Source organism: Actinomadura violacea (assembly GCF_017573465.1).
Taxonomy (GTDB): domain Bacteria; phylum Actinomycetota; class Actinomycetes; order Streptosporangiales; family Streptosporangiaceae; genus Spirillospora; species Spirillospora violacea.
Genome location: NZ_JAGEPF010000018.1, coordinates 205,974 through 224,937 on the forward strand (window position 1 = coordinate 205,974; position 18,964 = coordinate 224,937).

Genomic DNA, 18,964 nt, shown 5'->3' on the forward strand with positions numbered 1-18,964 from the left:
GCCTGACATGCGCTAGTCCTCCTTGGGCTTGTTGTCGGGGTGGACGTTGTCGAGCCGGACGCCGTCCGGTGCGTCGACCGTCAGCAGCACCGAGGGGGACGGGGTGCCGTCGTAGCCCTTCTGCTGCTCGAAGCGGATCGGCCAGTCGGGCAGCGGAATCGTCTCGTCGACCTGCCCGACGGAGACGTGCCAGCAGCCGTCGAAGAAGACGTGGACGCGCATGGCGCCGCCGGGCGCGAGCGGCCCGCCGGGGGCGATCAGATCGCCGTGCCACACCTCGCCGTAGGAGCCGAACTCGTCGACGCCGGGGCACCCGTCGACCTCCACCAGGTCGTCGGACGAGCCGTAGAACGTGACTTTCATGCGATGGGCCCCTTCGGGATCGCCGGGCAGCGGTGGTCGAGCGCGGTGCCCACAAGGACACTCAGGTCGTCGCCGTGCTCGATGGTGCAGACGACCGTTCCGCAGGGGACGTGGATCAGCGGCGGGTCGTCGTAGGCGTCACCGGCGGGTCCGATGCGGTACGCCTCGGGCAGGACGCTCACGCGGCTTCCTTCCGTTGGGCCGCCTCGTGCTCGAGACGGAGTTGGGTGAGGGTGAGCGGCCGGGTCACCTTGTTCCGGGTCCGCTTGAGAATCGCGATGTCCTTGCCGAGCCGGGCCCGCATCCGGTTCTCCGCGGCCTCAGCCGCGGCGTACCGCTCGGGGAACACCTCCAGCAGCCGCTTCCATTGGCGCTGCCCGGCGCGCACGCAGGCGCCTGCGCAGTTGTTGTGCGCGAAGCCGAGGTCGTACAGGCGGGGCGGCTCGACCCCGGCGGCCCGCGCGAGGTCGAGCATCTCCGCCTTGGTCAGGTGCGGTTCGTCGCACATGGGGAACTCCACGCGCCACGGCGCCCAATTGCGGGTGATGGCCTCGCAGCGCCGCTCCTCCGACCAGTCGATCCCGACGTACAGGACCGTGTCGGCCGGGTCGCAATGCTGTTCCAGCCAGTCGCGGCACGGCTTCTGCTTGAGGTGGTGCGAGCAGGGCGCGAGCCGCGAGTTCCCCAGGAAGCTGACGTCGGCGAACACCTGGAATGGGGTGCGGCCGTCGGCTACCCGCACCGGCGCCCGGAGCGCCAGCGCCGCGGCGCTGGCGTCCAGGAACCGGTACAGGTCGCCGTCCTCAACCAGGGTGTCGGCGAACAGCAGCACCACGTCGTCGCGGCCGTGCCGCTCGATGACGCGCAGCGCGGCCGCGAACGACCCGATCCCCCCGGAGTACTTCACAACGTGCGTTGTCACGCGGCGGGCTTGCCGAGGCGGCCGGCGACGGTGTCCCAGTCGGCGACCTTCGCGTCGCCGGCCAGGTCGTCGGGCGCCTCGTCGCCGCGGACCGTGGACGCCTCGTCGGGCTCGAACGCCACCAGCCCCTTGCCGACGAGGCGGACGTTGCGGCCGGGCGCCTTGGCGGCCACCTCGGTCGTCCAGTCGGCGTCGTCGGTGTCGAGCACCTCGGCGATCCACTCGGCCAGTTCGCGCAGCTCGGCGCGGGCGGCGGCGATGGCCTCGGCCTCGTCGTGGTGGCCGCGCAGCCGCGCCACCACCTTCGGCTTCCCCTTGGGGTTGTCGGCGTCGCCGGGCCCGAACGGGGCCCGCACGACCGTCTTGAACTCGCTCACCGTGGTCTTGGTGGGCATGGCATGTCCTTTCCTCGTGGGTCGCCGGCCGGTCAGCCGGCGGCGGTGTCGCCGGCCAGGGCGGCGGACGTCTTCACCTCGGGGGCGCCGGGGATGCCGGTGAACGCGGCGCGCCACGGCGCGGTCAGCGCGTCGTAGGCTTCGGCCGTCCAGCCGGGCGCGGTGTCGAGCAGGTCGCGGGCGCCGACGGCGACCATCTCGTGGCCGTACAGCTCCCAGCACGGCTCGCCCCAGGCGTGCTCCCACCACCACCGGTCGGCGCCGTGCTTCTGCAGCGCGTCGAGCGCGTACTGGACGAGTTCCTCCAGCCCCCAGGTGTTGCCGTCGACGGCGCCGTAGTACTGGTTGGCGTGCGGGGACTCTCCGGCGTCGCCGTGCAGGTGCTCGGCGGCGAACCGGGTCATGGCGACCAGCTCGGCGCCCTGCGGGCCCAGCAGCGTCTTGAACGGCGCGGCCCCGGTGATCTTCCAGCCGCGCGAGGAGTCGTAGGCGACGTGGCCGTCGTACTCCAGCTTCTCGACGGTGGCGCCGGGCGCCGGGACCACGGTCGCCAGACGCGGCACCGCGCGCCCGGCCACCACATCGGCGGCCTGGTAGGTGTTACCGAAGAGCATCTCCGACACCTGCACGCGCCGGGCGTCGCCGAACGCGACCAGGTCCTTGTTGGTGACGACCGCGCGGCTGTAGACGGCCTTGACGGGGGAGACCACGATCGGGTTGTCCAGCAGCGTCGTGAAGACGCGGGGCATGCTGTCGCTCATGGGGCTCAGTCCTGTTCTGGCTGGTGGGAATGGGACTGGCCGGGCGGCGCGGCGATCGGCTCACGCGGCCCGGCCAGGGCTCATCTGAGGGGCCGTTACCGGTCCCCGTACAGCAGGCGGTCCAGGGCGTCGGACACCATCACGCGCTGCATCTCGGCGGCGGCGGTGTCGGGGTCCGAGCAGGCGAGGTCGGGCGCGATCTCGTACCACGGCAGCTCGCCGCGCTCGATGTCCTGCTCCCGCTCCACCTGGTCGCAGAAGTCGTCGAACGCCTCGCGGCGCACGTTCTTGGGCAGGTACGGGGAGACGCGCCGCGCGGCCTTGCGCCATGCCTTGTCGTACGCCTCGGGGTCCTCGATGACCCGCTCCGCGAGGTCCCGCAGGACCACGGCGGCGGGGCGCCGGTCCCAGAGCAGGGCGTTGCGCAGGCGCCGCGCCCGGTTCTGCAGCGGCGCGGCGGCGGTGGGCAGGCGGCGTGCGGCGGCGGTAGCGGACATAAGGCGTCTCCTTGAATCCCGCCCCGGGTGCTCTCCCGGGGCAACACCTTCAATGTATGGTCGGTTAACGTTCGTCGCAAGGGTCGCGGCAGGATTTTTTCCGTGGCGTGCCCCCTTTCACCTGCTCGGACGATGCCAGGCGCGGCCGGTTACCGTCGCGGCCTCACGCGGCGCAGCCGACCACAGGGCCGCTGTCTTGCGGGGTGTGGATGACGGCGCGCAATCGCTCCCCGATCCACTTGCCGACCGCCGGCGACACCGCGTTGCCGTACCCGTCCACCTGGTTGCGGGCCGACCCCCACACCACGAACGTGCCTTCGTAGCCGGGGAAGGACACGTCGAACCCGCAGCCGCGGCCCACCTCGTGCGGGCCCATCATGCGGAAGTAGCACTCGTCCAGCGGGATGTCGTCGAGCTGCGCCCGCCACTGCGCCATCAGCAGCGCCGTGGTGTCGCGGGCGGTGAGGGTGCCGAGCGGGTCGCTCAGCGGGTGCGGCGCCGTGGCGTCACCGGCCGAGCCGTTCTGCTTGAACCAGCCGGCGGCGCTGAGCACGCCGGGGATCTGGTCGGAGGTGACGGTCGGCATTGCCTCGCCGTGCGCCACCGGCCGCGTGTTCTTGCGGAAGGGGATGACGCCGGACGACACCACGGCGAGCGTCTCCGAGCCGACCTGGGTGGGCAGCGGCGTGTCGGCGCCGCGCGGGCCGCCCTGGTAGTTGTCGACGGCCAGCAGGATCGCCTTCTCGTGCGTGGCCGTGACGGTGTCCATCGGCCGCCCGATGTGCTGCCCGTCGCCGTTGTGGCGGTGCGCGGCGATGACGGCGCCGGTGGACAGCAGCGCGGTCTCCTGCTGGCTGGTCTGCGTCGACATGGGCCGCCACAAATGCCGCTCGGACCCGTGCGTGGCCTTGGCGGGCATGAGGACCGCGGGGAATCGGGAGAACCGTTGACGGCAGCGCTCAGCGCGCGCCAGCGTCGTCGCCGCCAGCGGCCGTGCCCGGTCGCCGATGCGGGTGCCGAGGTCGGACAGGTCCAGCGCGGCCAGCGACGGCGTCATCGGCGGCACCACCGGCCGGTAGCAGCTCGGGCACCGGTACTCGTACTGCTTGCCGTACCGCACCGTCCCGGTCGGCGGGATGTGCGTCTTCCATGACCACACCGCCTCCACGTTCTTGTCGCAGTGGCGGCACCACGACACCGGCCGGTGCTCCAGGTCGGGGGCGCGCATCGACCGGTCCCAGAACACGATGTAGAGCCGGTCACGCGACTGCGGGACCCCGAAGAACTGGGAGTTCAGGTACAGCACCTTGTGCTCGTAGCCGAGCACCCCGAACTGCTTGAGCCACCACCGGTAGGTGGACCCGTTGCCGACCTTGCGGCGGCCGGGGACGGCCAGGCCCCACGACGTCAGCTCGGTGGTGCATTCGACGAGGATCATCCGGGGGTGGTGCTTGGCGGCGTAGTGCAGCACGCAGGAGGCCGTTGCGCGGTCCCGTTCGGACCGGGTGACCCGCTCGTCGTAGTCGGGGTCCTCCAGGTCGAACAGCGTCTCGCCGCGTTCGTACGCCTTGATCGTGTTGGCCTGCGAATGATTGGTACAACTGATTCCGGCGACGAGCAGGTCCGCGGGTGGCAGGTCGCGGGCGGAGTGGTAGTCGGACGCGTCGGGGTTGACCAGGTCGGCGATCCAGTGCTCGGTGTCGGGGTGGTTCGCCTCGTGGATCTCCACCTTGTAGTCGTTGTGGTTCGCCGCCATGATCACGGTGAACCCGGCGGCCTTGATGCCGTCGGTGAGCCCGCCGAACCCGGAGAACAGGTCGACGGCCACGATCTCGTCGTGCTTGAACCGGCGGTGCCGGACGGCCGGGCGGTGAACGGCGACGCGGCGCGGCCTGGTCTTGGTCTTGGTCTTGGTGGGCATGGTGGGGTTCCTTCGCAGGTGGTGCCGATGCGGGTTTGCCGTGCGAGTGGGGAGCCTCCCCGTCAGGCGGCGACGGGCAGCGCCTTCTTGGCGACGGCCTGGGTGGCTTCGGCCTCGATCTCGGCTTCGAGCCGCTCGAACGCCGCGGTGACGCGGTCAAGTTCGGCCTGCTGCTCGAACTTGTGGCCCATCAGCGGGGCCAGTTCCTCGGCCTGCTGCCGCAGGTAGTCGGCGCGCTGCCGCTCGGCGTCGGCACCGGCCGCCGCCCCGGCGATGGCCTGCTCGATGGCGGCCAGCAGCTTCTTCTGCCGCGACGGCCGGTGGCCGTTCTTGACGGGCGGGAACACCACCGGCGCCATGTACCGGTCCGGGGCGGCCAACGCGAAGCCCGGGGCCGGGTTGAGGTCGCAGTAGGAGTACCGGATCTTCACGCGGATGCCGCGCCACGTCCCGGTTTCCTTGTCGGTCTTGTCGGCGACCACGTCGCGGGCCACGTCGCCCACGTACTCGGCGACCTGGTCGGCGTCGGCGATGGTGCGGTTGAACAGCTTCAGCACCGGGTCGCCGGCCGCCTCGGCGATCGCGGCGAGGTGCGCGGCGTTGCGCTCGGCGTCGCTGGCGTTGCCGTGCAGGCGGGCGGCGTCGTTGCGGAGCCGCGTCTGCTCGCGCGACCACCCGGTCTCCAGCATCCGCAGCCGCACCAGGTCCGAGCGGAGCTGCTCCAGCTCCATCACGCGTTCCTGGCCGGTGGAGACGGCCTTCAGCAGGGCGTACTGCTGCTCCTGCTCGGACGGCACGTCGATGATCTCCCGCACCGAAGGGTCGCCGTCGGTGAGCTGGTCGATCATCCGCATCTTGCGCTCCAGCCCCTGGAGCATGTACGGGTCGAACGACCCGATCGCCGGGTACAGGAAGATCAGCAGCGTGTCGTTGTGGTTGCCGGGCCGGTCGCCGCGCCCGTCGCGCTGCTCCATCTCGTCGGGCCGCCACGTGAAGTCGACGTGATGGATGGCGGCGAGCCGGTGCTGCACGTTGACGCCCGTGCCCGCCTTCTCGGTGGAGGCGATCAGCACGCTGATCCGGCCGTCCCGGCACGCCGCGAACAGCTGCTTGCGTTCCAGGTCGGACGTGGCCTCGTGGATGTAGCGGATCTCGTCGGCGGGCACACCGGCCGCGACCATCGCCGTCTTCATCCACCCGTACATCTGGGTGCCCTTGTCGGCGCCCGGGGTGCCCATGTCGCAGAAGACGAGCTGGAACGATCCAGGCCGGTCCATCCACAGGGTGCCGTCGTCGTCGATCGACGGGTACAGCTGGTTGCGGTTGTCGCGGTAGACCTTGCCGACGTTCTTGGCGACCGCCTCGGCCTTGCCGGGCCCGGACGGCCGCACGCCCACCAGCCGCACGTCCAGGGCCGCCAGCCGGCCCTCGGTACACACCGCGAGCATGTTGTCCTCGTCGGGCTTGACCCCGCCGCTGCGGATGGCGTCGGCGCGCCGCACCAGGGACTCGACGATGGCCGCCAGCTCGCTCGGCGGGACGACCTCCTCCACGATCCGGCGCACCTTCGGGCCCTTGAGCCCCAGCTTCTTGCGGGACCGGATGTCGGCGTTCTCGCCCAGCAGCAGCCGCAGCTCGGGGACGTTCTGGAAGCGGCGGGGCCGCCGGTACATCCGGAACCCCGACCCGTCCGGCGACACCTCGATCTGCGTCTCGTACACCACGCACCAGCCGGCGAACGCGTCGAACGAGTCGAGCTTCTTGGCGTGCAGCAGCTCGGGGTTCAGGTACCGCAGCAGCGTGTACGCCTCGGCGAGGCTGTTGGTGATGGGCGTGCCGGTGAACAGCGCCGCGCAGCGGCCGTCGTGGGTGTGCGCCCGCAGCCACTCGACCTTCATGTGCAGGTCCTCGGCCCGCTTGGAGCCGGGCATGGAGAACCCCTCCATGCTGGTGGGGGCCGCGAGGTTCTTGAAGAAGTGCGCCTCGTCGACGAACAGGAAGTCGATGCCGAGCTTGTCGAAGTACAGGCCGCCGTCTCGGCGGGCCCGCATCAGCGCGCGGTGGCGTTCCTTCAGCTGAATGATCGCCTTGCCCATGCGCTTCACGGCGCGCGACTCTTCGTCCGCGGCCTCGGCCGCGTTCATCGCCGTCTCGTACTCGAAGATCTTCTGTTCGAGGTACTCGGCTTCGACCTGCGGCGACACCGGCAGCGCCATGAACTGGGTGTGCGTCATCACGATGACGTCCCAGTCGTTGGCGGCCACCTTCGCCGCGAACGCCATGCGGCGGTCCCTGGTCAGGTCCTTCTTGGTGACCATGAGGACGCGGGCGCCCGGGTACAGGCGGCGGGCGTCGCCGGCGACCTGCTCCAGCAGATGGTTCGGGACGATGACGACCGGCTTGCGGACCAGGCCGAGTTCCCGCATCTTCATCGCGGCGGCGACCATGATCAGCGTCTTGCCTGCGCCGACGCCGTACCCGCACAGGGTGGCGGCGTTCTTCGTCCCGATGATCCGGGCGATGAAGTCGCGCTGGTGGGCGTACGGATTCAGCCCGACCATGCCGGGGAAGGTGAACCCCGACCCGTCCCACACCCGCAGCCGCACCGCGTTGTAGAGGCGGTTGTAGGTGTCCACGAGCCGGTCGGTGCGGGCCGGGTCCGACCACAGCCATTGCACGAACCGGTCCTGGATGGCGGACCGCTTGGAGTCGGCGAGCTGGGTTTCCTCGTCGTTGCGGACCCGCACTTCCTTGCGGTCACCGGTCTTGGGGTCCTTGACGGTCTTCTTGTCGTAGACGGCCGGGGCCGCACTGTTGAGCGCCTGGGAGATCAGCTCGAACGCGTCGTAGCGGCGGGTGCCCCACACCGAGTAGGCGGCCGCGATGTCGCGCGTCCCCCGGGCGGGCTTCACCTCCCATGTGGCGGTGAAGGGCTCGTGCCGTACCGTCGGCGCGTACTGCTCCTTCAGCCCCAGCAGCTCGCGGATGAACAGCGCGATGTCGTCGGTGGGCAGCCACGGCGCACCGAGCTTCACCATGATCTCAGCGGGGCCCAGGTCGTCGGGCTGCACCTCGCGCAGCGCGGCGACGTTGCCGCCCCAGCGGTGCGGGTCGCCGGCCGCCGCCTGTTCGGCCTGCGCGAGCTTCACGCGCACGTCGCCCGACAGGTACTCGTCGCCGGCGACCCACTCCAGCGTCGCCGGGTCCTGCCACACCAGCCCCGACAGCCGTTCCGCGGCCTCAGTGAGCGTCTGGCAGCCCAGCAGGTCAGCGGCGCGGGTGAGGTCGAACCGGCCGAGTTCGTCCTGGCAGAGGGCCACTGCCTCGGCGGGGGAGTCGGTGGAGGTCTTGCGGTTCACCGGCTTGTTCACGCGGCGCAGCAGGATCGCCGCCGGGCGGGCCGTCTCGGTGTCGTCGTCCCACGCCTCGATCGCGCTGAGGGTCGGCCAGTCGGGGTCGATGCGGATGCCGCCCAGCGACGGCGCGACCCGCACGATGGTCGGCAGCGCCGTCTCCGGGTCGGGCTTGCCGTTGCGGATCGCCGACCGGTTCAGCGGCCCGAACGCGGTGACGTACTGGGTGTACAGGCTGCGGCAGTGCTCGCGCAGCGGCCGGATCTGCTCGTCGGGGGTGGACGAGTCGCCCTCGGCGTCGAACAACTCCAGCGCGGCGTCGCGCAGCAGGATCAGCTGCTTGAGTTCGGCGGACGCCCGCACCTTCGCCGGCTTGCCGTCCTCGATGCGGGTCACGGTGCCGTCGGGGTGCAGGGTGTGCGCGCCCTCGCGGGGCATCGCGGCGAGCATCTCGGCGTCGGGCATGCCCGGGTCGGTGTCGGGGGAGTACAGCAGCCCGAGCCGGTGCGCGTCCTCGGCGAGCGCGTTGACGGAACGTTCCAGCAGCGCCGCCGGGGCGGCGCCGTCGGGCGGCACCACCTCGATGCTGTGCCCGAACTGCGCGGCGGCCCGGTCGCGGATCTCGCCCAGCACCATGTGCGGGTTCTCGTCCCAGTACAGGTTGGTCCACGTCGGCTTGTAGCTGGGGTCGGTGACCAGGTCGCGGCGCGCCCGCGACTTCAACCAGGCGTCGCGCCGTTCGGCGAGCTGCTCGGGCGTCTCGTCGCCGGTGTGGCGGCGCAGCACCAGCAGGTCGCACACCACGTCCGTTCCGGCGGCGGCGAACATCTTCGTCGGGAACCGGATCGCGCCGATGAACGAGGCGTCGCGCGCGAAGAACTCGCGGTGCGCCTCGGTCTCGGCGTCCATCGTGAACCGGGAGGTGATGAGGCAGATCAGCCCGCCCGGCGCCACCGCCTGAATCGCCCGCCAGATGAAGTAGTTGTGCAGCGTCGGGGTGAAGCCGGCGTCGGCGGGCCACGTCGGGTCTTCGATGGTGACCTTCGCGAATGGAACGTTCCCCATAGCGGCGTGGAAGCCGCCGAGCCGCAGCGCGGCCTGCTGCAACGGCGCGTTGATGACGGTGTGGCCCGGGTGCAAGATCTGCGCGATCGCCGCGGTGACGGGGTCCATCTCCACGCCGGTGAACCGGGCGTCGACGCCGGGCGGCATCGTGTCGGCGTGGACCATCGTTCCGCAGCCGGGGTCCAGGATCCGGTCGCCGTCAAAGCCCAGCTTCATCATCAGCGACCACATGGCCCGCGCCACCGGCTCAACGGTGTAGAACGCGGTCGCGGTCGCCATCGTGGCGTGGATCTCCTCGGACCGGTTCAGCAGCCCTTTCACCCGCTTGCCGAGTTCGGCCCAACTGCCGTCGGCGCGCTTCTCCAGCGCGGGGGCCAGCGGCCCCCAGCCTGCCCAGCCGCGCAGCTTGTCGAGCTGCGCCACGGACGGCTCACCGTCCAGGTCTTTGATGGTCTCCAGGGCTTCAGCGCAGGCGCGCGCAAGCTCCAAGCTCAAGACAGGCTCCTTGAGTCCTGCCCCGGGTGCTCGGCCGGGGCTGTACCTCACCCATTGTGGGGTCGGTTAACGATCATCGCAAGGAGGAGCAGGGCAAAGACAACGGCAACGGCGGCCGGTCCGGGGTGTGTTCACCCGGTCCGGCCGCCGCTCAGATCGACACCTGCGCGCGGACCTGTTCGTCCACGTCCGGAGGTAATCGCCACAGCCCTCGCGCGCCAGGGCACGGCACCGGCTCGGGCAGGGGCCGCACGTCGGTGAACTGGTGGTGCCACCGCTCGGGCCACGCCCACGGCGAGCACAGCCCGGTCCGCGGATCGCAGCCCACCCGCAGGTCGCCGGCGCGATGCTGCCCGACCAGGTTCGCCACCGCCACGATGTGGACGCGTCGCCGCGGCGATTCCGCGTCCCACGGCCGCCGCGTCCGCGCCTGCACCAGATCCATGATCTGCCGGAACGTCGCCGAGTCCACGTCGAGCCAGTTGCGGGGCGCGTGGATCGCGATCGGCCCGGTGTAGCGCAGCCGTCCCGCCAGGCTGTGCACGTCCCGGCCCGCCCAGCACAGCGCGTCGGCGTACGGCTGCCGGACGCTCAGCGCGGCCAGCGTCTCCCGCTCACCCATCCCGGTCGCCGGCGGCGGCGAGCGGCACGGTGGTGTGGACCGGGATCCGGTCGTCCTTGTAGCCGCGGACCGGGCCCATCCAGCGGCGCACGGTGCGGTGCCCCGCCAGGAACGAGATCTTCGTGCGGGTGTTGCCGTACGGGCGGTACTCGCGAGCCATCCGCCGCGCCTCGGCCAGCGCCTTGGCCGGGTCGTCGTCGCGGACCTCCTTCTCCTGCGACGCCCCGTTGATAGCGTTGGCGAACGTCACCGTGTACGTGGTCGGCGGCATCGGCTCCATTTCGATGCCCAGATCAGTCGGCATTGCTGTGCTCCTCCAGCCAGGCGTCCACTTCCTCGATCGGCGGGCACGCCTCCAACCGGGCGAACTCGATCCGCTCGGCCGGCTCCGCCTTGAACGGCGGCTCCCCGTACGGCAGGTCGGCCATGAAATGCAGCCCGACGAGTTCCTCCGGCGCGCACCCGGCCGCCTGCGCGAACTGCGTGCCCTGCACCTGCACGGCGCGGCGCGTCGACCAGGTCGACACCACCACCCACACGTGGACGGGGTCGGTGTCGCAGCAGTCCATCCGGAAGTCGTCGGTTTCGACGGCGACGATGTGCAGCACCGTGCGCTGCAGCTTGGCGCGGCGCGCCGCCGTGTACGGGCCGTCGCCCTCGTCCAGGTCGACGACCGTTTCTGCGCCGTCTCCGTCGATGACGGTGAACACGTTGGTGGTCGAGTCGGCGTCGCGGTGCATGGCCCGCGCGCGCATCGCCACGTCGCGGGCGTCGCGGGCGCACCCGGGGATCTCGTACTCCCACCGGGCCCGCATCGGCGGCTTCACCGGCCGGCCTCGGTGTCGGCGGCCTCGGCGCCGCCCGGGGTCGCCTCGGTGATGGCGGACGGCTCACCGAAGGTGATGGCGGCGAAGTCGCCCGGGTCCAGCTCGTGGTCGTGGATGTGCTGGCGGCTGACGTGCTGCGCGTCGCTCCACCAGCACCGGCCGCCCCGGCTGAACCGCGTCAGCATCTTCCCGGCGTGCTTGCCGGAGCCGTGGACGGTGACGACCGCCCGGTGGCCGTACGGCTTGAACGCCTCGACGAGCGCGGCGCGCTGCCGCTTCGCGGCGTCGACGAGCCCGGCGACCTCCGCCTCCACCTCTGCCCGGTCCCAGCCGACGGCGTTGAAGTGCCAGCCGCCCGAATCGGTGTTGGTCAGTTCCGTCTTGGTCTCCTCCAGCGGGACCAGCGCGCCGTTCCCGATCCCGGGGAACTCGCCCTGCGCCATGAAATCGTCGTACTCGGTGGTCACGTCGCCGCCCGGATAGCTGACGGTGCCGCTGAAGTACCACAGCGGCCGCCGCTCGGGCAGCTCCTCGATCAGCTTGGCTTGGTGGACGGAATAGAGCGCGGGCGACCACTGGCCGGCGACGAGCGTGTGCGCCAGGTCCTCGGTGACGCAGACGCCTTCCACGGAGTCGATGCCGCCCTCGGAGTACAGGACCACGAACGTGTCGCGGGCCCTGGCGTACCGGGGGTCGTGCCCGGTGGAGTTGCTGTCGCTCATGTTCGTTCTCCTCCTATCTCCCCCTACGCGCGTAGGGACGTTGGATGTCTGGGGGGCGGGCGGGTTACCGGCGGGCCTCACGTGTCCTCGCCGTCCCACGGGACGACGTGCTCGACCTGCGAGTACGCCAGGTACGACCCGTCGTCGGGGTCGCCGATCCACACGCCGTGGCGGGTGCTGGCGCCAAGGACGCCGTACAGGGTGCCGCCGGTGATGGTGATGACCCGCACCTTCTTGCCGACGAGGTGGGCGTGCTCGCCCGCCCGGGCCTCCTCCGGCGAGGAGACCATCTCCGCACGCAGGACCGCGAAGCGGGTGACCTCCTGGCCGAGCGCGTTAACCTCCCGGGCCAGGTTCAGCGCCGCATCAAAGCAGGTGCAGCGCTGGGCGCCGTCGCCGAAGAGCTGGCCGCAGCCGGCGCCGGGCTCGCCGCCGACGTGGAACTGCTGCCGGGGGTGGCCGCACCCGGGGACACCGTCGCAGCAGGAACACTCGGCCGTGTCGGTCACGACCTCGTCGCGCCACCGCACCGCGTTGCGGCGCAGGTCTTCGGAGATCATTCCGGCGGCGGCGGGCGTGAGCATCCCGGCCAGGTGGCCGACGGCGCTGGCGCCGCTGAAGTTCAGGCCCCGGTAGAACCGGCAGGAGGTGTCGATCTTGTGCGCGCCCGAACCCCAGAACTGGGTGTTGCCCTGCATCCGGTCCAGGGCGTTGAGGCGGGCCGACTGCACCGTCAGCGCGGCCGCCATCATCTCGTCGTACGGGGTCTGGTCGATCACCACTGACCGCTCCGCTCCGCCACCTGCGCGATCGCGCCGGGGATCTGGTCGAGGTCGGTGAAGTAGACCGCGGCGCCGCGCAGCGACGTCACTGTGCCGTGCTCGTCGCGGCGGGCCCCGGTGACGAACGACTGGTTGGGCCACAGGTTGTCGCGGCACACGACCAGGTGCTGGTCGGACTCGCCGAGCGTGAACTCCACGACGGAGTCGTGGGGGCCGCCGCCGAGGCGCTTGCGCACGTTGCGGGCGTCGACGCGGTTGAGGACGGGCTCGCCGATGGCGTCCAGAACGTCCTGCGGGGTGTCGTACGGGGTAGGCATAAGGCGCTCCTCTATCTGGCCGGGGTGCTCTTGCCCGGCCTCTCGGCCATTGTGGGGTCGGTGAGCGTTCACCGCAAGGTCGCGGCGGCGCTGGCGTCGGGGTTTGCCCTGCCGTTGTGGAACTCGAACCAGACCCTGGTGCAGCCGGTCGTGGTGCGCTCGAAGCCCCACCTGTCGGCGAGCGCCTCGATGAGGGCGACGCCTCTGCCGTTCTCCCGGTCGTCGGGGTTCTTGCGGCGGATGGTGGGGGTGGTGACGCCGCCGCCGTCGGTGACGGTGACGGTGACGCCCCGGCGGTCGGTCTTGACGCTGACGACGAGAGAGGACGGCGGGTCGTCGGGGCCGGGCTTGCGGGCGTGCAGCACCGCGTTGGTGACGGCTTCGGACGCGCACACTCGCAGGTCGTAGGCGCGGGCGTCGTCGGACCCCAGGCCCGCCGCCTCCACGATGAACTTGCGGGCCGCCCCTACTTGCGCGGGGTCACTGGCGAAGCTCTCGGAGACTTGCGACATCTCGCTGTCCTTGGGCGGGGCGGTGGCAGCCATGAACACGGTGGGCTCCCTCGGGTCGGGCCAACTCTTGTATAGGTTGGTGTACCCAAGATGGACCAGCGTATACCAAAGGTCAACCCGTCACTACGCACAGAAACGCCACGCCTCCCGGACAGTACTTCGAGGCGTGGCGTTCCGTTGTGGACTTGGGGTTATCGAGACCGCTACCGGCCCTGCGGGCCCGCGTGCAGCTCGCCCAGCCTGTACGCGATCTCGTGCTGCTCCTCGCCGGACAGCACCACCCACGCCAGGAACAGCGCCTCCCACACCGGCTCCTGCTCGGGGTCGCGCCGCCGCTGCTGGTCGGCCTGCACCAGCATCGCCCACACACCGCCGACGCGCTGCGGGGAGAACGGCGCCGCCGCCGCATGGTCCTCGTCGGGCCACGGCCGCCGCCGCACCGGGTCCTCCTCCTCAAGCGCCGCCAAGACCTGCTGTTCGGGGACGCCGGCGACGACGCTGAACGCCGCCAGCAGTTGCTCGAAGGTCTCCTGGGAGGCGGTGCCCGCGCCGCCGTCGTTGGCGACCCGCAGCAGCTCGAACAGCTTGCTCACCGGCCGCTCGCTGGTCGGCGTCATCGCGTACGCCACGGCGGCGGCGTCGCCCGCGTACTGCTCGACCAGACCGCGCGCCACCATGGCCACGAACTCCCCGGGCGCGGTGGCCACCTCCTTCTCGCTGGTGGGCACCCCGTCCAGCTCCCACTTGCGGTGCACGAGCGTGTAGCCGGGCGCGCCCTGCGTCTCCTGGATCTCCAGCGCCTCCCAGTCGGCGAGGGGAATGGTGACGAGGTCCTCGTGCGGGTCGCCGGGCACGAACTGGGCGCCGAGGTCGGCGAGCTTGGCGACGATGTCCTGCATCTCGGCGCTGACGGCCGCGACCGCCTGCATGTCCTGGTCGCGCAGGACCGTCAGGCAGCCGTGGCACGTCACGGCCGCGTCGAACATCGTGGCCGGCTGCACGATCTTGCCGTCCTCGTCGAATCGGTCCAGCCCGCACAGCACCTTGTCGCGGGTACGGCCGGCCTTGTGCATCACGGTGTCGGTCACGGCTGCTCTCCTCGCGTCGTGGTGCGGTCCATGTGCGCGGCCAGCAGGTAAGTCAGGGCCGCGCGGGCGGTGTCGCCGTCGCACGCGGCGACGGCGTCCTGGGCGCGCCGGTAGTGCGCCGAGCACGGGTCGGGCTGCTGTGCGGCCAGCAGGGCGAGCGTCTCGGTCACCGCCGGGTAGATGATCCGGTCGGTGACGGCGTTGACGACGCGCTCGTCGGCCTTGCACGCGTCCATGGCCTCGCCCCGGCCTTCGTAGGCGTCCGTCCAGTGCCAGGCGCCGCGCTCGTCGCGCCGCTGCACCTCGTAGGGGTGGGTCTCGCTCAGGTCGCTCATCGGGCTCTCCTTGTCCGCCCCCGGCTGCTCGACCGGGGGCCGGTGTGCGTGGCGGCGCGGCTCACAGGCCGTAGGCGGCGGCCTGGTCGGCGTCGAGGATCTCGAACCCGTCGAACGAGTCGGGGAACCACGCCTCCACGTACCGGCGCTGCCCGGTGATGAAGTAGCCCTCCCCGACGACGCCGACACCGCCCGCCTTCCAGCCGGAGCCGTTCTGGCCGGAGTACCCGACCCGGAACACCATGTAGCCGGCCGGGTGGCCGGGGCTGTAGAACGCGTCTCCCGGCTCGCCGATCGGGCCGCGCGGCAGCCGCGACTGGTACTTCACGACCATGCCGGGCACGAGCGCGGCCCACGAGCGCGGCAGCTCCGGCGCGGTGATGGCCAGCTTGACGGAGCCGGGCGGCACGCCCAGCGCGAGGGCGGCGTAGTCGCGGGCCGTGGGCTCGGCGTCGGCGAGCCGTTCGGTCTGGGTGACGCCGACGCCGGCGATGTGCAGCTCCCAGCCGCCGTCCCAGCGCTTGGCCACGACCGTGTGCGTCGCGGTCACTGCGGCCACCTCTCCGCCGGGCTCGCTCATGCGGTCGGTTCGGTCCATGTAAGGCTCCTGACCTGGGGCCCGGGTGCTTCCCCGGGCACACCCACACCGTACACGGACGTTAACTCGCCCCACAATGCATGCCGGGTTATCGGCGGCGTCGCGCCGGGTCCCGCTCGGCGACGTGCCGCGCCACGGCCGCCGCCGACAGTCCCGCAATGTACGGCTCCAGCGACCGCAGCGAGGCATGCCCGGAACGCGCCAGCAGCATCGGCGGGTTGGTGCCCGTCTCCGCCTCGTGCGTGAGCTGGGAGTGCCGCAGGTCGTGCAGCCGCAGCCCCGTCACGTCCTTGAACAGCTCGGCCGCGCGGCGGTACGACAGCCGGGCCCGGCCGGTGACGGGGCACAGGTCGACGGAGGCGACCGCCGAGCGGGGTGGCCGGTGCGACAGGAACACCGGGCCCGCCTGCCGCCCGGCCAGCAGCCGCGGCAGCAGCCGCGCCGCGCCCGTCTGCCAGAACACCCAGCGCTGGTGGCCGCCCTTCCCTCGGAGCAGGACCCGCTTGTTGGGCAGGTCGAGATCCGGCACGTCCAGCGACAGGATCTCCTCCGCGCGCGCGGCCGTCTCGTACAGAAGTGTCCATAGCGTCCGCTCGCGCAGCGGCACGCCGGGCCCGGTGAGCAGCTCGCGGACCTCATCGTCGGGCCGGGCGCGCGGCGCGCCGCGCGGGATGGACGGCCGCGACAGCCCCACGGTGGGGTCGCTGGCGAGCCATCCCTGCAACTGCCACCAGCCGAACGCCGACTGGCAGGTGGCCAGGTGGCGGCAGTAGGTGGCGGGGCTCAGCGGCCCGTACCGCTCCCGGAACCAGACGCGGAACGCCTCGCCCATGCCGGGCGCGCCGAACGCGCCCACCGGCGTCTCCTCCCCGAAGCGGGTCGCCACGGCGTTCAGCGTGCCCCGGTACACGCGGCGGGTGCCCTCGGACCCGATCCGCTCGTACCCAGTCAAGAACGCCGGGATGGCCCGCGCGAGCGGGACGGCGGTGGGCAGCAGCGCGACGTCGCCCATTACCCCTCGCCCTCCTCCCCGTCTGGGTCGAACCGGCCGAGCCGGGCGAGCGCGTCGTCCAGGTCGTGCAGCGCGCCGTTCAGCATCATCACCGCGCCCATCAGCGCGATCTCCGACGAACGGCCCCCGCTGGACAGCAGGTCGGGGATCAGGTTGTCGATGGCGATAGGGAACGCGGCCGACACCCGGCGCGCCGCCTCGTCCACCTCGTGCAGCGCGATGCCGTTGGCCACCGCGTCCGGCCCGGTCACCACGACGCGCAGCGCTTCGATCGCCGCCACGGCGTCGCCGGTGGCGTTCGGCACCTTCGCCGGGTCCGCGGCCGGGCCCTCCTCGCCGTCGGTGCACGCCGCCACCACGGCGCTGGCCAGGTCGATCAGGTTGTGCCAGTGCGCCGCCGCGCCCCGAAGCTCGGCCTCGAAGCCGGGCGGCACCTGGTCCTGCGCGGCCGCCTCCGGCTCGGCGGGCGGCTCGGGTTCGAGGTCGATGGGGCCGCCCTTGCGGTTGGTGGCGAACCCCGACCACAGCGCGGCCTGCCCGTGGGTGGGGATCGACTGGAGGATGTCCGCCTGGGCGCACCGGGCTCGCAGCTCGTTCCATCGCCCGGCGTCCACCAGGGGGCGGCAGTCGGGGCAGGCGTAGAACTTGTCGCCGCTCGGGAACTTCGGGGCCCGTGGATTGTCGGAGACCAGCGTGAACGGCTCGCACGGGAAGTAGCACACGGCGCCGGCGACGCCGCAGAAGTCACAAGTCGGCGCGGTCATCGCGTGCACCTCTCCTCAAGCCACTGGTCGACGGCCCGCTTGACGGTCCGCTGCTTGTTGCTGGGGTGTTCGATGATGTCGGCCAGCCAGTCCTCGTCGGTGACGCGCAGGTAGGCGCCGGTCTCGGCGAACCGCAGCAGGGCGTAGGCGAGCCGGTGCGCGGCCACCATCAGCGGGTGATGGCCGACGTCGCCGCGCTGGTGGCGGACGCCCTCGGCGGGAACGTCGGGCTGGTGCGTCAGCGTCATGCGGCGCCGGTGCTCGAAGACGTCCTGCGCGCCGTTGGGGAACTCGCGGTACAGCTTGGTGCGCTGCGCGTCCTGCACGGGGGCGGTCAGCATCGCCGCGGCGTCGGGCGAGTCCATCACCACCTTCACCTTGGCGCCGTCGGGGTAGTCGCGCAGCCCCCGGCGCAGCGCTTGGAGAACGCAATAGCTCTGCGCGTAGTTCGTGGGCCCGTACGGGCGCACGAACCATCCGCCGACGGCATGGCCGTCGCCGTCGACCGTGCCGAACGCGCCGTAGGGCATCTGCCAGGACGGCACACCGGCCACGGTGAGGAGACCGGCGTCATCGTGGTCGAGCTTGTCGGAGGTGAACTCCACCGACCCCATCATCACGACGTCGCGTCTGGTGTCGTGTATCTCCTGGACGGTCACAGCCCGGCCTCCTGCTCCAGCTCGGCGAGCCGGCTCTTCTGCCCGGCCAGGTATTCGCCCCACTGGTATTCGCCGGGCTGCGGGACCTCTCCGATCCGCATGGCGCCCTGCAGGAGGTTCCATTCGACGGCACATTCGTCGGCGGACTTGGCGAAGGCGGCGTCCATCGCCAACCGGTCGTCGCGGCGGAACGCCTCATGCGACTCGCCGAGCAGCTCCAGCGCGCGGACGGTGCGGCGCAACTGCTCGATGCCCTCACGCGTCTCGTCGTCCAGCTCGGGGTCGACCGCCACCTCTTCGAGGCCGGCGCCTTCGCCCGCCTCGGGCGGCAGCAGGTCGTTGGCGGCCAGGGCGATCCCCGCGATCGCCGTCAGCTCGATGTCCAACGGCCGGGACTCGTCGAGGATGTTGCAGATCCTCGCGAACAGCAGGTTCGGCCAGGTGATCTCGCCTTCGGTCGCCGCCATCTCCAGCGCGCTGCGCAGCGCCTGCACCTGGGGGGTGATGTCGACGCGCGAGGCGGGCCGCGTCCAGGACGCGCGGCCGTCGTTGCGGTAGGAGTCGCGGACGGCTTGGGCGGCTCGGGAGATTTCGGTGGTGGTGCGGGCGTTGGGGTGTGCGGGTGTCATGACGGGGGAGTGCTCCTGATCGCGTTGATGGTGGCGAGTGCGCCGAGTGTCACGTCTCGGGCGTACTCGGCTCGTTTGCATTGCTGTCGAGCCCAGAAGGCCGCAGTGAGGGAGATGGCCGTCATGACGCAGACGACCGCGACGACCGCGATGTACACCGCACCGTCGAAGCTCATCGTTTGAACGGTTCCTTCCGGTTCGCGTCGCCGGCGGACCACCGGAGCAGCAGTACCGCAGAAAACACGTAGGAGTGAGTCTTGCAGACGCCGGGCGCCGCCGCAGGTCGTTGAGAGCCGGAAACGCGAGTACCGCAGAAAACCCGCCG

General features: G+C 71.4%; 23 protein-coding genes. All 23 read right to left on the minus strand.

Annotated features, from left to right (window positions below):
• Positions 1-12 precede the first annotated feature (12 nt).
• Entirely contained in the window at positions 13-363 is a 351-nt protein-coding gene (locus J4709_RS29485) for a hypothetical protein (RefSeq protein WP_208245193.1), read from the minus strand.
• Positions 360-545, minus strand: a complete 186-nt coding sequence (locus J4709_RS29490; RefSeq protein ID WP_208245195.1) for a hypothetical protein — start codon at positions 543-545, stop codon at positions 360-362. Before J4709_RS29490 ends, J4709_RS29485 begins: the two co-directional genes overlap by 4 nt.
• Positions 542-1,285, minus strand: coding sequence for a hypothetical protein (locus tag J4709_RS29495; RefSeq protein WP_208245197.1), 744 nt, complete (start codon positions 1,283-1,285; stop codon positions 542-544). The genes J4709_RS29490 and J4709_RS29495 overlap by 4 nt, the downstream gene beginning before the upstream one ends.
• A complete protein-coding gene (locus J4709_RS29500; protein WP_208245199.1) occupies positions 1,282-1,680 on the minus strand; it encodes a hypothetical protein in 399 nt (132 codons plus the stop codon). The genes J4709_RS29495 and J4709_RS29500 overlap by 4 nt, the downstream gene beginning before the upstream one ends.
• 32 nt (positions 1,681-1,712) lie before the next feature.
• On the minus strand, positions 1,713-2,441 hold the full coding sequence (locus J4709_RS29505; protein ID WP_208245200.1) for a hypothetical protein: 729 nt from the start codon (positions 2,439-2,441) through the stop codon (positions 1,713-1,715).
• Between the two features lie 95 nt (positions 2,442-2,536).
• On the minus strand, positions 2,537-2,938 hold the full coding sequence (locus tag J4709_RS29510) for a hypothetical protein (protein ID WP_208245202.1): 402 nt from the start codon (positions 2,936-2,938) through the stop codon (positions 2,537-2,539).
• Positions 2,939-3,101: 163 nt separating this feature from the next.
• Positions 3,102-4,859: a DNA cytosine methyltransferase gene (locus J4709_RS29515; RefSeq protein WP_208245204.1), complete on the minus strand. Its 1,758-nt coding sequence runs from the start codon at positions 4,857-4,859 to the stop codon at positions 3,102-3,104.
• A gap of 62 nt (positions 4,860-4,921) precedes the next feature.
• Positions 4,922-9,772 carry a helicase-like domain-containing protein gene (locus tag J4709_RS29520; RefSeq protein WP_208245206.1) on the minus strand — a complete coding sequence of 1,617 codons (4,851 nt, stop codon included), beginning with the start codon at positions 9,770-9,772 and terminating at the stop codon, positions 4,922-4,924.
• Positions 9,773-9,923: 151 nt separating this feature from the next.
• Positions 9,924-10,394 carry a hypothetical protein gene (locus tag J4709_RS29525; protein ID WP_208245208.1) on the minus strand — a complete coding sequence of 157 codons (471 nt, stop codon included), beginning with the start codon at positions 10,392-10,394 and terminating at the stop codon, positions 9,924-9,926.
• Positions 10,387-10,698, minus strand: a complete 312-nt coding sequence (locus tag J4709_RS29530; RefSeq protein WP_208245210.1) for a hypothetical protein — start codon at positions 10,696-10,698, stop codon at positions 10,387-10,389. Before J4709_RS29530 ends, J4709_RS29525 begins: the two co-directional genes overlap by 8 nt.
• Positions 10,688-11,209 (minus strand): hypothetical protein, encoded by a 522-nt coding sequence (locus J4709_RS29535; RefSeq protein ID WP_208245212.1) that lies wholly within the window; start codon positions 11,207-11,209, stop codon positions 10,688-10,690. Before J4709_RS29535 ends, J4709_RS29530 begins: the two co-directional genes overlap by 11 nt.
• Before the next feature lie 8 nt (positions 11,210-11,217).
• Positions 11,218-11,943 (minus strand): hypothetical protein, encoded by a 726-nt coding sequence (locus J4709_RS29540; protein ID WP_208245214.1) that lies wholly within the window; start codon positions 11,941-11,943, stop codon positions 11,218-11,220.
• A gap of 77 nt (positions 11,944-12,020) precedes the next feature.
• The gene (locus J4709_RS29545) at positions 12,021-12,725 is read right to left on the minus strand and encodes a hypothetical protein (protein WP_208245215.1); all 705 of its coding nucleotides are present in this window, start codon (positions 12,723-12,725) and stop codon (positions 12,021-12,023) included.
• Positions 12,719-13,042, minus strand: coding sequence for a hypothetical protein (locus tag J4709_RS29550; RefSeq protein ID WP_208245217.1), 324 nt, complete (start codon positions 13,040-13,042; stop codon positions 12,719-12,721). Before J4709_RS29550 ends, J4709_RS29545 begins: the two co-directional genes overlap by 7 nt.
• 68 nt (positions 13,043-13,110) lie before the next feature.
• Entirely contained in the window at positions 13,111-13,587 is a 477-nt protein-coding gene (locus tag J4709_RS29555; RefSeq protein WP_208245219.1) for an ATP-binding protein, read from the minus strand.
• Between the two features lie 170 nt (positions 13,588-13,757).
• Positions 13,758-14,642 carry a hypothetical protein gene (locus tag J4709_RS29560; RefSeq protein ID WP_208245221.1) on the minus strand — a complete coding sequence of 295 codons (885 nt, stop codon included), beginning with the start codon at positions 14,640-14,642 and terminating at the stop codon, positions 13,758-13,760.
• Complete coding sequence (locus tag J4709_RS29565; RefSeq protein ID WP_208245223.1) at positions 14,639-14,977, minus strand: hypothetical protein; 339 nt, start codon at positions 14,975-14,977, stop codon at positions 14,639-14,641. The genes J4709_RS29560 and J4709_RS29565 overlap by 4 nt, the downstream gene beginning before the upstream one ends.
• Positions 14,978-15,038: 61 nt before the next feature.
• A complete protein-coding gene (locus tag J4709_RS29570; protein ID WP_208245224.1) occupies positions 15,039-15,575 on the minus strand; it encodes a hypothetical protein in 537 nt (178 codons plus the stop codon).
• A gap of 88 nt (positions 15,576-15,663) precedes the next feature.
• Positions 15,664-16,587 (minus strand): tyrosine-type recombinase/integrase, encoded by a 924-nt coding sequence (locus J4709_RS29575; protein ID WP_208245234.1) that lies wholly within the window; start codon positions 16,585-16,587, stop codon positions 15,664-15,666.
• The gene (locus J4709_RS29580) at positions 16,587-17,351 is read right to left on the minus strand and encodes a hypothetical protein (protein ID WP_208245237.1); all 765 of its coding nucleotides are present in this window, start codon (positions 17,349-17,351) and stop codon (positions 16,587-16,589) included. The genes J4709_RS29575 and J4709_RS29580 overlap by 1 nt, the downstream gene beginning before the upstream one ends.
• Positions 17,348-18,010, minus strand: coding sequence for a hypothetical protein (locus J4709_RS29585; protein ID WP_208245239.1), 663 nt, complete (start codon positions 18,008-18,010; stop codon positions 17,348-17,350). The genes J4709_RS29580 and J4709_RS29585 overlap by 4 nt, the downstream gene beginning before the upstream one ends.
• Positions 18,007-18,639, minus strand: a complete 633-nt coding sequence (locus J4709_RS29590) for a hypothetical protein (RefSeq protein WP_208245241.1) — start codon at positions 18,637-18,639, stop codon at positions 18,007-18,009. The genes J4709_RS29585 and J4709_RS29590 overlap by 4 nt, the downstream gene beginning before the upstream one ends.
• Positions 18,636-18,815 carry a hypothetical protein gene (locus J4709_RS29595; protein ID WP_208245243.1) on the minus strand — a complete coding sequence of 60 codons (180 nt, stop codon included), beginning with the start codon at positions 18,813-18,815 and terminating at the stop codon, positions 18,636-18,638. Before J4709_RS29595 ends, J4709_RS29590 begins: the two co-directional genes overlap by 4 nt.
• Positions 18,816-18,964: the final 149 nt, after the last annotated feature.